Consider the following 11,661-nt stretch of genomic DNA (forward strand, 5'->3'; position numbering starts at 1 on the left):
TGTCGTCTATGCGGGGGTCGGGGACGTTTCCGTGTTGTCGGCTGCCGCGGCGGTCGTCTGGAGCGCCGTGGCGAGGGCTTCCCGGGCTTGTCGGGCAGCCTGCCGGGCCAGGTAGACCTCGACGAGCAGCAGGTTGGGTAGCCACGACGTCCAGTGGCTGACGGCGTAGGCGGTGGCGAAGAGCTGGTCGAAGTCGCCTCCGTAGAGGGAGTCGAGCCAGGGAAGTTGGATGGCGACCAGTGCACTGAGCCAGATGCGCAGGGTGACTGCGGCGAACGTCAGGGAGAAGTTGCGCAGCATCCACTCCCGGTGTGCGGCATAGCGGCCGGCGCGGGCGGTCCGGTAGGCGGCGAGGCCCGTGATGATCCACAGGATGTCGAGGGAGAGGAACGCGGCCATCGCCACAGGGCCGCTGGAGGTCAGCAGGGCGGCGACGATACCGCTGAGCGCCGAGGGCAGCACTCCGGCGAACAGGTAGACCCGGCCGATCCAGCGGTGCCAGACTCCGCGGCGGCGCAGTCGCCGGCTGAACTGGAGTGGGCCGGTGAGCAGCGCGATCCCACCGGTGGCGGCGTGGATGGCGACGGCGGGAAAGTGCAGGGCCGAATCCGGGCGGAGTGCGACCCTGCTGGAGCCGGGGTCGAGGGACAGGTAGGGGGGCACAAAGATCGCAGCAACGAGGACGCAGGCGAAGGCGGTGATTGCCACGACCAGGGAGGTGCGGTTCCAGCGGACACCCGGAAGCCGGCGCGGGCTGCGGGGCGGTGCCGTAGCGGAAGAGAGAGTCATCGTCGGTCCTTGCTCCTGGAACGGCTGAGGGGGCCGAAACACCACAACTTAGATAGAAGAATTATCGATAATTGAATTATCGATAACAAAGCTATCTATTGACTGCTGGGGACGCAAGAGCAAAGGAGACAGGGTGCGCATCGGCGAACTGAGTCGGCGAAGCGGCGTGTCCGTGCCGACGATCAAGTACTACCTGCGAGAAAAGATGCTTCCCGAAGGCGAACGCATCGCCGCCAACCAGGTCAGATACTCCGAAGAGCATCTGAGACGCCTCCGACTGATCCGCAGCCTCATCGACGTCGGTGGACTCCCCGTGCCCACAGTCCGCGAAGTCCTCGCCGAAATCGACGCATCCCAGCCTTCGGTGCACCACGCCGTCGCCCTCGCCCACCGCGGACTGCCTGTCCTCACCGGGGAGCGCAGCGACGAGCCCCGGGAAGAAGCCCGACGCTACGTGGAATCAGTGTTCGCCGCCCGCGGCTGGACAGTCCCCGAAGACCACCCCGGTTTCACCGCGCTCGTAGAAGCCTTGGCTCGGATGAGCCTGCTGAATCAGCGCGGCTTCTTCGAGTGCGTAGGCCGCTACGCCGAACTCGCTGAAGCGATCGCCGAGGTCGACATCGACCTGATCTCCGGCCACACCGATGTGGCCGACGTCGTCGAAAAAGCAGTGCTGGGCACAGTGCTTGGCGACGTCGTCATCACCGCGCTGCGCCGCATCGCCCAAGAACAGGTGTTCAACCGGCGGATGGCGCAAGGCGGCTGACCCCTCGCCCACGACGTGGGCAGGCAGTGCCGTCTGCCACGTGTGTTCCGGCATACCTGGGGTAGCCGGGGGTGGGACAGGTCTGCAGAGAGCAGAAAGGGAACGACTGTGACCACTCCCGAGGAGAACCGGCCGAAGACCCGCGGCACCGAGCAGACACTCCCGGAGCCCGATGTGCAGGCTCCGAAGCTGCCGCAACCCCGCCCCACCCTGGGCGCGGAACTGGAAGATGCGATGCGGCGGTCCGGACTCTCCCGTGAAGACTTCGGGAAGGAGTAGTACCGCTGCTTGTGGTGAGGGCGGCACCGGGATTCCCGTGACGCCAGCGCACAGCGGCGCTTCCTGTCGTGGCGATGAAGGCTGCCGCCCCATCTGCCCTGGTGGACTTCCCGGTGGAACACCCCGCGTGTCCGCAGCGCGGCGGACACGCGGCTGGACGGAGCCCGGGAGGAGCGTGCCGGTGCGAGGAGCGCCCTCGAGGGATACCCCACACCGGTTGCCAGGTGTGCTGGAGAGAAGTCCTCGGTTTTCTCCCTGCTGTTTTTATGTGAAGTGGATCACTATTTAATGCCGTGTGGGTCACGGTAATTCACAGCGGTTTTCCACAACCCGGGCTGCGGTTGGGGGATCAGAAAAGTTGCCCTTGCGCCCCGAAAAAAGGGACAAACGGTGAGTTTTAGGTGCATTCGTTGCGCTCGATGTGCCGGGCGAGCATGAGGGAGCCGCTACGTTATCCACAGCCTGTGGATAAAACTCTGTGCATGTTTCCCGCCGACGAACCACGTCATTCCCGGCTCCGACACCCGACCACCCCGCACCGAAATCGGACCAGCGGCCGCCCCGCAAGAGGCATGACGAGCACCCTGCCCACAGGCACGGAACCTGCACGGCCCGGTCCCGTCGGCCTCCTCGCAAGGAAAACAGCAGCCCACCCGGCCCGATCCCGCGCCATGCTGACCCAACGGCCAGCAGACGCCGGCCAACTCAAACCAGCGCGAAAAAGCCGTCCACGCCAGACATGCGCTCCCGCCTGCACGCAGACAGCGCCAAGTAGTCCGACCTTTCAATTCGGTCAGAAAAATCCGGTCCGAGAGGCTTCCGCGAACAGGAGAATCCGACAGAGAAACTTGACGAGAAAGTAACTTTAAGAGCTGGTTCAGCCCGGACCATCCTCGAAAAAATGCCCAGTGACGTGCGGTTTCTTCCAAAACCGCGCCCCGAGAAAGCGCTCTCGGGACGTCGGAAGCCTCCTCGGGACAGCGCAGGAGCACCGCGTTTCTGAAGTCCTCAAACCCGGAAAATTATCCGGCCAAAAAATGAGAGGACGCGATTCTGCCATCCCCTTTTACTCTGCGTTGACATTTGCCTAGCAAGTAGTCACTATTTGATGTAACCGCATAGCGGGCACACCCGACCTTGAGTCGCATTCCACGCGACCCACCCCTTGTCGTGGGAATGCCTCCTGCTGCCCCAAAGGCGACTCGGCCACTCGGCCGCCACCCCGGGTGCCCCACTCGTGCGGAGGAGCAGTCATGTCCTCAACAAGAGCCGTGCCCTCGCTCGCACCACCTTGATCACATTAAGTGGTCAAACAGTAACTCCGAGCCGGGGTTGTGCTCTCTGGGCGGTTTAAACACCATCGTGGCTGCTCCGCAGTTCCGGACGCACCGCAGCGTGGCGGTGCCCCGACCGGAATGACCACGGAGTGTCTCCCACAGTCGTGGTCTCTCCGGTGCCACGGACACGTCCACACCGCAGCGCCGTGCACCGCCGGGGCCCGCCGGTGTCACATCCACGCTGCGGCAAACGTGGCATTCCCGTGGTCACTCTCCTCCCTTCCTCCCCCATTCATGTATTGAGGTGACCAATGAACCTGGACCGATACCACGGACCAGTCCTCGCTCTATTCCGCATAGTCGTAGGCCTGATGTTCCTCTGCCACGGAGTGGCCTCCCTGTTCGGCGTACTCGGCGGCAACCAAGGCACCGGGCAGGCCGTGGAATTCGCCTCCTGGCCGGGATGGTGGGCCGCCCTCATCCAGCTCGTCTGCGGCGCCCTCGTCCTCCTCGGCCTGTTCACCCGGCCCAGCGCCGTCCTCGCCTCCGGCTCCATGGCGTACGCCTACTTCGTCGTGCACCAGCCCCACGCGCTCCTGCCCCTCAACAACGGGGGAGAACTCGCCGCCATGTACTGCTGGGCTTTCTTCCTCATCGCCATCCTCGGACCCGGAGCCTGGGCGCTCGACCACTTCGTCCTCCGCCGTTCCAGCGGCACACAGCAGCGGCTGACAGCGGGCACCTCCGCGGGATAACAGCCAGCCGACAGCAGCCCCAGGTCCCGGAGCGGCCCCCACACGCTCCGTGACTCAGCCTCGGCAACAGCGCCGGTCAGACCACAGCAGCACCCGACCGGCGCTGTTCCTCTCATCAAACTGCGCTCCGTGCAGAAGCGCCCCCGCTTCACACGAGCAGTTCCCCGCTGAACCAGAAAACCCCGAACGCGGCACGCCCACGGAAGCGGGCTCCGACGTGTTTTCTCGGTGTGCCGCTCCGCACCCCAGTGGACAGGGCGAGGAGCGGCACACTCACCGACCAGAGACCCGAGACCCTGTAAGGTCCACGGACGGCCAGGACGCACAGTCGGCAAGCATCATCCGATCGTGCGTGGCGACCACCACCGCAGCCGGAGTGCGGCGCAGCGCCTCGGTGAGCTCGTCAACCAGAAGCGCCGACAAGTGGGGATCATCCCCGCGTGCGCGGGGAGCACGCGCTGGGTTTGGAGGCCGCCGTGCAGCGCTATCACCCGGCCTCTTCGAGTTCCTCGGCGCTGCCGCCCGTAGCGGCGAGCGCGTCGCCCATACCGGACAGGCCGGTCGCGAGGACGGCCACACCCGCGCCGGCCATCAGCGCAGCGGCGGGTAAGGCGAGGACGGCGCCCGCAGCGGGGCCGGCCGCTGCGGTGAGCGAGGTCAGGGCGCCGACGGCGGTGGTGATCGCCGTCAGCTTGCCGATGTCGCCGACGCGGTCGAACCTGCTGATCAGGTTGTCGAGCCCGCGGGCGGCGCGCTTGACGCCCTTGTCGAACTTCTTCGAGTCGAGCCCGAGCTTGACGAGCAGGGATGCGACGGTCGCCACGCGGGATCACCTCCCGCACGGCTCAATCAGTCAGCTTCGGTTCCGCCCATGGCGGCGTTGGCCTGCCGGATCGCGGCCCACATCTGGTCGTCGGACTGGTAGTCGTCCCAGGTGGGCAGCAGCTTCTCGGGGTCGACGGGCTTGGCGCCCTTCTTGCGGTTGACGTTGTAGACGTCCGCGGCGACGATCGCGGCCTGAATGTCGCCGCGGCGCCCGCCGAGGGGTCCGGCGCGGCGCTCGTAGACGGCCCACTCGGTCAGCTCGCGTGAGCTGATCCGGGCGAGCAGCTCGGCGACGGTCATGCCGAGGTGGCCGGCCAAGCGAAAGTAGAACTCACGCTCGGGCCGGCGCCTCATTCCCCCAAAAGCTCGTCGACGTCCTCGTCGGTCAGGCCGGACAGCTTCTGGCACGCCTCGAACACGCGGTTGAGCACGGCCGCGTTCTTGCGGCCCAGAGCGGCGACGTCGGCCGTGCCGAACACCTGGTTGCCCTTGGCGTCGACGATGCAGCGGGCGACGAACTTCGCGCGCACGTTGTCGAGCTTCAGGCGCTTGCCGTTGCCGGCGACCTCGGCCTCGAACCGGTCCCGCTCGGTTCCGGTCAGCGCGCGGATGCGCACGGTCCCGCCCCACTCGGGGACGGGGACGGTGTCGTAGGCGAGGTCGTCGGCGCCGAGGATGGCGTCGCGTCCGAGGAACTCGCCGGTCTGGGTAGTGGTCATCGGTCAGTCGTCCTTGTCGGTCAGGGCACGGGGGCCGGGGCGGGGGTGATCGTGGGTTCGCCGGACACCTGCCATGTCAGGGTCGCGGCCATCTGCCCGTCGACGGGCATCTCGCGCTCGAAGCCGGTCAGCAGCGCCGAGAACGCCCAGACCTCGCCGACCGGGCTCTCCATCTCGTAGTTGATGGGGTCGGGGTTCTTGAAGTCGCCGTAGATGTCGTCGTGCTTGTCGGGGTCGTAGTGGCACTCGACGGACACCTCGCCGCCGTCGATCAGCCCGCCGATGAACTCGCGGAAGTTGCTGGGGCTGTCGTGCGCGGTGACGTCGTAGGTCTCCCGCTCGGAGTTGGGGCCGGAGAACGTGCCGACGTTGCCGATCGGCTCGAACACTTCGGGGTCGGCGCCGTCCCCTCTCCGCAGCTCGGTCCCGAAGCCGTCGCGTCCTGCCATGTCAGGTCTCCTTGTTCAGCCACACCCGGTACCGGACCGGGCAATGTCGGATGGTGGGGTCGGGGTCGCGCACGACGCGGTGGTGCTCGCGGAAGAACGCGACGACCTCGAACCCCGGAACGGCGAGCGGCTGCCGGTCGAGCAGCCGGTCGAGGTGGGCGAGGACGCGCCCGACCTCGCCGAAGCCGCGGTACTTCGACCAGATGTGGAGCACGAACGCCACGCTCAACCCCTGGTTGTCGTGGGTGTCGTCGGGTTCCTCGACGACTTCGCCGACCGAGACGTGCGGGTAGGGCGCGGGCTCGGGGACCTCGTCGTACACGCCGCACATGGCGGTCAGGTCGGGGTCGGCGATCAGCCGCTGATAGACGGCCTGTTGCAGGGGCCATGCCGCGGCGGCCATCAGTCGCCGACCCGCTTGTCGATGCCCTCACGGACCCAGCCGCGGACCTTGCGGTTCGCGCGGCGGGCGTTGGGATACATGAACGGCTGCGCCGCCATCTTGGACGTGCCGAACTCGACGAACTGCGAGTAGTACTCGTCGTCGGTCCACACCCCGACCTGCGCGTCGGCTGTCGCGCCGGACCCCTTGACGCGCTTCTCCAGGGCGCGGGCGAGGTCACCGGAGTCGACCGGGACGTCGGCGACGGCGCCGGCGTACATGTCCTCGGCCCACTTCTCGGCGACCTCTTCCTGCACGTCGTGCATGTCGGTGGTGAGCCGGGTGAGAGCGCGCTTGGCGGTCTTGGCGCCGATGGTGCGCACGCGGAACCGGGCCATCACTCGTCCCCTTCCTGCTCGTCGTCGGTGATGTCGGCGACGGTGTCGGCGACCGTGTGCAGGAACTCGGCGATCTGCGGCGCCACGGGTTCGGCGGGGTCGACGGTCAGGGTTCCGGCGGTGACCTCGTGTTCGCCGATCCTGATGACGACGGGCATCTCGCGCTCGGGCTCCATCACGGCCCCCTTCGGCTTGGCGTGATGTGCAGTCGGCTCGCCGGTAGGTCCCGGCGACGCTCGGCTCGAAGACCGCGCGCACCTGCAGCCTCTGTTCGGCGCGGCGCAGTTCGTCGCCGCGGCGTACGTCGGCCGACGGCCGCAGGTAGACGACGTGGGTCAGCTCGGCGCCGAGCTGGTCGCCGGCTTCGCGTTGCGCGCTGGAGGGCTGCGACAGCCGCGCGGGCTGCGTGCCCTGCGGCTCCCACGTCTCGATCTGTCCGCCCCCGCCGTCGTCGGCGAGGACGGCGCGCCATACCTCGACGCGGGCGTTCAGCAGGTGCCCGATCCCGCGGCCCCTCATCGGGACTCCATGAGGCCGGTGCCCCCGCCGAACCGCGCCGCCAACCGGCGGCGCAGGTGGTCGGGCAGTTCGAGCTCGGTGATCCCGCCGTCGTCCCCGTAGGTCACCGAGTAGTCGCCGATCCGCTCGGACCGGACGTCGCCGGCCGCGATCCCGGTGCCGTCCTCGTTACCGCGTGAGGCGACGAGGGTCGCCGCGGCGATGCGGCACACGAGGTCGACGAGGTCGGCGGGTACGTCGGGAAGGCCGTGGGTGTAGGTGACGGTGACCTCGCACGGCACGGATGGTTGCCACCCGGACGGGCGCCACAGTCGGCCGCCGACGAGCCGCCAGTCGGTGACGGCCTGGCCGTCGACGAGCGCCTCGTCGACGGCGCTGACCGGCGGGGCGGGCAGGGTCAGCCACGGCCCGGGGGTTCCGGGCAGGCTGATCGTCGAGGTCGTTTCGGAGATCGCGCATCCGGCGGCCTCGCGTACCGCAGCCGACGCCGAGGCGAGGAACGTTTCGACGCGGACGGTTTCGCCCTCGTCGACGGTGACGCCGCGTGCGTCGAGGTCGGCGACGGTGGCCAGGGGTGGAAGGGGCACGGTGTTCCCCCTTCCGTCATCCGGCGAGCTCGACGAGCTCAGCCTTGGTCAGCGCCTCGGCGTCCTCGGCGGTCAGGTCGGTGACCTCGGCGACGTAGGCGACCCATGTGGACTTCGGCGCGGCCTGCGCCGGTCGCTCCGGCTGCTGCTCGCTGTCCGGCTCGGCGCGGGGCGGCTGCTCGACGAGGACCAGGGCGCCGCGGTCGAGCTGCGCGGCGACCCACGGCACGGCCGGGTCGACGGCGAACGTCGCGCCGGCCGCGCCACGGGCGAGGATCAGGTCGGCCACGGCGTCACACCCCCGCGGGGACGGTCACCGTGGCGACGGCGATGCCCTCGGGGCGGAACAGTCGGGCGCCGTAGATGTGCAGACCTCGGACGATGTCGGCGAACCGCGCCTGCGCGCGGAGCGCCTCGGTCTGGGTGATCTGCTCGGCGACGCTGATCGCGTCGGGGATGCCGGTCTGAACGACCCGCTGACCGGACGTCGGCGACGGGGCGTTGTTCGACTTGAGGACGTCGAAGCCCGCGGCGCGGCCCACGATTCCGTTGCGCAGCGTCTCGTTGCTGCCGGAGGCATCGACGCGGGCGAACCGGTCGTCGCTCTGCAGCTTGCCGTGAAAGTCCGGCGGGACCACGACGTAGCGGCCCATGGTCGGGCAGTCGGCCTCGTCGAGGCGCACGCCCAGGGCGACGAGCACGTCGTAGGCGGCGCCGGGGTCGGTGATGTCGATCGGGGTGACCGCCGCCGGATCGCCCTCGGCGGGGGTCAGGTTGTTCGCCGGGTCGACGCCGGTGTAGAGCCCGGCGACGTAGCGGTCGAGCCCGTCGGCGAGACGGTGCCCGGCTCGCTGGGTGGCCGGTCCCTGGAAGTCGCCGGCGGCCTGCACCCGGTCGACGTCGTTGACGCGGAAGCTGAAGTAGGCGCCCTGGTCGACAGTGAGGGACACCTGCTCGTCGTCGAGGTCCTCGGTCGTCAGGTCGGTCGACTTGTCGTAGGGGCGCACGGTGGGGTCGGCGATCGAGGTGACGTGCACGGTGTTGCCCTGCTCGCGGATCTGTCCCTCGTACTGCCGGTTCGACACCGTCCCCTGTGCGTAGATAAGGGTCTTCTCGAACGGGACCTGTACGGCCGCGCTCCAGAGCTCGGGAATGAAGTTGGTGATGGGCATGGTCGGGTCTCCTTAGTCGCCCTGCAGCATCCGCCGCAGGCGTCCGTCGGTGTGGGCCTTGAGCCGCTCGGCCGGCTGCATCTTGGCGAGGTCCTCGCGGCTGGTGATCTGCGACGGGCGCGACCCCTTGCGGGCGCCGCCGTCGCCGGTGCCCTGGAACCGTCGGCCGCCGTGCGCGGCGAGGTAGGGCTTGGACTTGAGCAGCTCGCCGATCGCGTCGGCGAGCTCGTCGGCGTCGACGTTGCCGTCGGCGTCGACCTCGAACTGCTCGGCGTCGAGGAACCGCAGCGCGTCGCCGGGGTCGGCGAGTCGGCCGGCCGCGGCGGCGCGGACCTCGGCGCGCACGATGCGCGCGTTCGCCTTGGCGACGGCCGCCTGCTCGGCCTGCTGCCGGATCGCCTCGGCGTCCGGCTCGTCGCCCTCGGCCGGGGTGGCCCGCTGCTTGGACAGCTCGGCCTCGGCCGCGCGGCGCTTCTCGCGCTCGGTGCGCCACTTGGTCTTCATCGCATCGAGCGCGCGCTTGCCCGGGTCGCCGAGGGCGGCGGCACCGTCGGGCTCGTCGTCCTGGTCCTCGTCGACGTCCGCCTCGTTGAGCTCGTCGTCGAGGTCGGTGTCGGTCCCGGGGGCGGTGTCCGGGGTGTCCTCGGCACCGCCGATCACGGGCCAGATGGGGGCGCCGTTGCGGCGCAGCCCGATCGCGGTCAGGCCGGTGTCGGGGTGGGTGGGCAGCATCGGTTCAGGCATGGTGAGAACTCCCGTTGCGGGGTCGGTGAACGCCGCGCGTTGCGCGCGGGCGGGCATGAAAAAACCCGCCTCGGTGGGCGGGTCGTCAGCGGGTGCGGTTAGCTGCTGTAGTCGATCGGCATCGGCCGCACCGACTCGTATCCGGAGTTCCAGGCGCGCCACAGCATCCGCTCGCGTGCGGTCGGCGCGTCCGGCCGGTACGGGGACGAGGAACGCGGCTCGTCGTTCTCGGCCGCGCGCACACCGGCGGCGCGGGCGCGGATCAGCTCGTTCGCCATCGACACGGCGCCCCCTACCGGTTGTAGTCTCGGCCGGCGTCGGTGCCGCGCCCGGACTCGATCTCGGCGACGAAGTCCTCGAACGTCAGTCTGCCGTATTCGTCCCACCACCGCTTGAGCTCTTCCGAGGCCCATCGTTCGGCGCGGGCGCGCGGACCGGAGAACAGCGACTCGGGGTCCACCCCGCGGGCTCTGGCCTCGTTGGTGATGAGGTAGCCGCGGGTCGCATCCTCGGCCTGCTCGTAGGCGCGGGCGACGTAGAGCTTGTACTGCTCGCGGGCGACCTCGGTGAAGCTGCGCCGGTCGCTCGCCGACCGGTGCTCGGCAAGGTACGCCTCGCGCCGGATCGACTCGATCGAGCGGCCCTGCACTTCGGCCGCAGCCTGCTCCCAGCCGTAGCCCTCTTCCTCGACGAGCCGCGCCATCTCGGCGTACTGCGCGTCTTCGCGCTCGCGGCGTCCCCGCTCGGCATCGGTCTCGTCGGGATCGACCCAGACCTCGGCCGGCGGCGCCTCGGCGGCCTCGGCCCGCCGGTCGATCGCGGCCTCGATCACCGCGGCGTCGCGCGTGCGCCCCTCGGCGAACGCAGTCAGCAGCAGCTCGGACAGCCGCTCGTCGTCGTGCCACGCGAGGTCGGCTGCCGTGACGCTCCCGTCGACCGGCCCCTGATCGGGCTCGACGTCGGGCGCCTGCTCGGCGTCGCGGCCGGCCTGCTCGCGCCGGTCCATCTCCGCCATGAGCGCGGAGAACCGGGGCGAGTCGAAGTCGCCGGCCTGCATCAGCTCGGCGAGCTCGGATTCGAGGTCGGCGTCGGCCATGGTCGGCGGGTCCGGCAGCGCCTGCTCGGACGGTGCCGGCGGGGTGAGCACGACCGGTTCGGGCACCGGAGCGGGCGCGGCGTCCTCGCGGCGGGGCGTGAGGACGCCGTACCTGATCAGCGCCTCGATCGCGGCGCCGCGGTCACCGTCGGCCTCGGCGATGATCTGCTCGGGCATCAGCCGAGGCGCACGTGAAGGACGGAACCGGCCGCGATCGTCGGTCGAGCCGAGGCGCCGCCCGGCGTAGCCGCGGCGGGTCATGCCCTCCCGAGTCACCAGACGCGCCCCGGCGACGCTCATGCCGCGCCGGGCGTTGACGACCTGACCGAGGTCGGCGCCCTCCCGGATCGCTTCGGCGCCGGCCGCACCGAAGCGACGCACCTGCTCGTCGGGGCTCATCTGCTCGAAGAGCTCGCGCGGCGAGAACGGCGCCGGGTCGTCGTCGGTCAGCGGCAGCACCTCGCAGTCGCACCGCGGGTGCCGGGCGAACCCCTCGCTCCATGCGTAGGTCTGCCCGGCGAGGATGATGCACCGGGCGCACGCGGGGAGGTTCACGACGCGCGTGTAGGCGACCACACGCGGGCGCGCGGCCATACCGACGAGGTCGGCGCCACGCCCGGCGTCGGACACCTGCGTGCCGACGATCAGTTCGAGGGCGGCGACGGCCGCGGCCATCGCGTCGGCGAGAGCGCGCCCGCCGGCGAGGTAGGTCAGCACGGTGATCGCGGGTTGGGCCAACAGGGACGACAGGTCGCGCCCGTCCGAGGCAACACCGGCGAGCGCCCGCGCGTTCAGACCGGCGGCCGGTTCCCCGGGAATCACCCGCTGCAGGTAGGACTCGGCCGCTCGCGCCGCGGCGTACTGCGCCGCCGTGGAGAACCCGAACGCCCGCGGCAGGGTCAGC

General features: G+C 69.7%; 17 protein-coding genes and 1 pseudogene. 3 read left to right on the forward strand and 15 right to left on the reverse strand.

Going from position 1 to position 11,661, the window contains the following annotated elements; all coding sequences use genetic code 11:
* Window positions 1-6: 6 nt before the first annotated feature.
* On the reverse strand, window positions 7-789 hold the full coding sequence (locus CW348_RS14225) for a DUF2306 domain-containing protein (protein ID WP_011290548.1): 783 nt from the start codon (window positions 787-789) through the stop codon (window positions 7-9).
* 133 nt (window positions 790-922) lie between these two features.
* Between CW348_RS14225 and CW348_RS14230 the strand changes: the two genes are divergently transcribed.
* The 3 genes from CW348_RS14230 to CW348_RS14240 all read left to right on the forward strand — a co-directional run bounded on the left by CW348_RS14230 (window position 923) and on the right by CW348_RS14240 (window position 3,866).
* On the forward strand, window positions 923-1,555 hold the full coding sequence (locus CW348_RS14230; RefSeq protein WP_011290549.1) for a MerR family transcriptional regulator: 633 nt from the start codon (window positions 923-925) through the stop codon (window positions 1,553-1,555).
* A gap of 108 nt (window positions 1,556-1,663) precedes the next feature.
* Window positions 1,664-1,834, forward strand: coding sequence for a hypothetical protein (locus CW348_RS14235; RefSeq protein WP_016188005.1), 171 nt, complete (start codon window positions 1,664-1,666; stop codon window positions 1,832-1,834).
* Between the two features lie 1,588 nt (window positions 1,835-3,422).
* Entirely contained in the window at window positions 3,423-3,866 is a 444-nt protein-coding gene (locus tag CW348_RS14240; protein ID WP_104613103.1) for a DoxX family protein, read from the forward strand.
* Window positions 3,867-4,353: 487 nt separating this feature from the next.
* Here CW348_RS14240 and CW348_RS14245 read toward each other — a convergent pair whose 3' ends face one another.
* The 14 genes and pseudogenes from CW348_RS14245 to CW348_RS14310 form a co-directional block, all read right to left on the reverse strand.
* Window positions 4,354-4,689, reverse strand: coding sequence for a hypothetical protein (locus CW348_RS14245; RefSeq protein WP_278458714.1), 336 nt, complete (start codon window positions 4,687-4,689; stop codon window positions 4,354-4,356).
* Window positions 4,690-4,715: 26 nt separating this feature from the next.
* Window positions 4,716-4,991 (reverse strand): hypothetical protein, encoded by a 276-nt coding sequence (locus CW348_RS14250; RefSeq protein ID WP_287464023.1) that lies wholly within the window; start codon window positions 4,989-4,991, stop codon window positions 4,716-4,718.
* A 50-nt stretch (window positions 4,992-5,041) separates the two neighbouring features.
* Window positions 5,042-5,410, reverse strand: coding sequence for a hypothetical protein (locus CW348_RS14255; protein WP_278458717.1), 369 nt, complete (start codon window positions 5,408-5,410; stop codon window positions 5,042-5,044).
* Between the two features lie 20 nt (window positions 5,411-5,430).
* Entirely contained in the window at window positions 5,431-5,859 is a 429-nt protein-coding gene (locus CW348_RS14260; RefSeq protein ID WP_278458718.1) for a phage tail tube protein, read from the reverse strand.
* A 1-nt stretch (window position 5,860) separates the two neighbouring features.
* Entirely contained in the window at window positions 5,861-6,262 is a 402-nt protein-coding gene (locus CW348_RS14265; protein ID WP_278458720.1) for a DUF3168 domain-containing protein, read from the reverse strand.
* A complete protein-coding gene (locus CW348_RS14270) occupies window positions 6,262-6,639 on the reverse strand; it encodes an HK97-gp10 family putative phage morphogenesis protein (RefSeq protein WP_278458721.1) in 378 nt (125 codons plus the stop codon). The genes CW348_RS14265 and CW348_RS14270 overlap by 1 nt, the downstream gene beginning before the upstream one ends.
* Complete coding sequence (locus tag CW348_RS14275) at window positions 6,639-6,815, reverse strand: hypothetical protein (RefSeq protein ID WP_287464036.1); 177 nt, start codon at window positions 6,813-6,815, stop codon at window positions 6,639-6,641. Before CW348_RS14275 ends, CW348_RS14270 begins: the two co-directional genes overlap by 1 nt.
* A 55-nt stretch (window positions 6,816-6,870) precedes the next feature.
* Window positions 6,871-7,158: pseudogene (locus CW348_RS14280) on the reverse strand (phage head closure protein); the annotation flags it as partial.
* The gene (locus tag CW348_RS14285) at window positions 7,155-7,745 is read right to left on the reverse strand and encodes a hypothetical protein (protein ID WP_287464027.1); all 591 of its coding nucleotides are present in this window, start codon (window positions 7,743-7,745) and stop codon (window positions 7,155-7,157) included. The gene CW348_RS14285 and the pseudogene CW348_RS14280, both read right to left, overlap by 4 nt.
* Window positions 7,746-7,761: 16 nt before the next feature.
* Complete coding sequence (locus CW348_RS14290) at window positions 7,762-8,034, reverse strand: hypothetical protein (protein WP_278458728.1); 273 nt, start codon at window positions 8,032-8,034, stop codon at window positions 7,762-7,764.
* 4 nt (window positions 8,035-8,038) lie between these two features.
* A complete protein-coding gene (locus CW348_RS14295; protein ID WP_278458729.1) occupies window positions 8,039-8,917 on the reverse strand; it encodes a P22 phage major capsid protein family protein in 879 nt (292 codons plus the stop codon).
* Window positions 8,918-8,929: 12 nt separating this feature from the next.
* Window positions 8,930-9,661, reverse strand: a complete 732-nt coding sequence (locus tag CW348_RS14300; RefSeq protein ID WP_278458731.1) for a hypothetical protein — start codon at window positions 9,659-9,661, stop codon at window positions 8,930-8,932.
* 98 nt (window positions 9,662-9,759) lie between these two features.
* Window positions 9,760-9,945 carry a hypothetical protein gene (locus CW348_RS14305; protein WP_287464030.1) on the reverse strand — a complete coding sequence of 62 codons (186 nt, stop codon included), beginning with the start codon at window positions 9,943-9,945 and terminating at the stop codon, window positions 9,760-9,762.
* Window positions 9,946-9,953: 8 nt separating this feature from the next.
* The coding region (locus CW348_RS14310; RefSeq protein WP_287464032.1) for a hypothetical protein at window positions 9,954-11,661 on the reverse strand (1,708 nt) is incomplete at its 5' end.

This window comes from Thermobifida sp., from assembly GCF_017577275.1.
Taxonomy (GTDB): Bacteria; Actinomycetota; Actinomycetes; order Streptosporangiales; family Streptosporangiaceae; genus Thermobifida; species Thermobifida fusca.

Coding starts and splice junctions, on each gene's coding strand:
- CW348_RS14275 (WP_287464036.1), bottom strand. CDS start 6,815: ATGGAGCCCGAGCGCGAGATGCCCGTCGTCATCAGGATCGGCGAACAC.
- CW348_RS14225 (WP_011290548.1), bottom strand. CDS start 789: ATGACTCTCTCTTCCGCTACGGCACCGCCCCGCAGCCCGCGCCGGCTT.
- CW348_RS14265 (WP_278458720.1), bottom strand. CDS start 6,262: ATGGCCGCCGCGGCATGGCCCCTGCAACAGGCCGTCTATCAGCGGCTG.
- CW348_RS14295 (WP_278458729.1), bottom strand. CDS start 8,917: ATGCCCATCACCAACTTCATTCCCGAGCTCTGGAGCGCGGCCGTACAG.
- CW348_RS14255 (WP_278458717.1), bottom strand. CDS start 5,410: ATGACCACTACCCAGACCGGCGAGTTCCTCGGACGCGACGCCATCCTC.
- CW348_RS14270 (WP_278458721.1), bottom strand. CDS start 6,639: ATGGCCCGGTTCCGCGTGCGCACCATCGGCGCCAAGACCGCCAAGCGC.
- CW348_RS14260 (WP_278458718.1), bottom strand. CDS start 5,859: ATGGCAGGACGCGACGGCTTCGGGACCGAGCTGCGGAGAGGGGACGGC.
- CW348_RS14240 (WP_104613103.1), top strand. CDS start 3,423: ATGAACCTGGACCGATACCACGGACCAGTCCTCGCTCTATTCCGCATA.
- CW348_RS14250 (WP_287464023.1), bottom strand. CDS start 4,991: ATGACCGTCGCCGAGCTGCTCGCCCGGATCAGCTCACGCGAGCTGACC.
- CW348_RS14300 (WP_278458731.1), bottom strand. CDS start 9,661: ATGCCTGAACCGATGCTGCCCACCCACCCCGACACCGGCCTGACCGCG.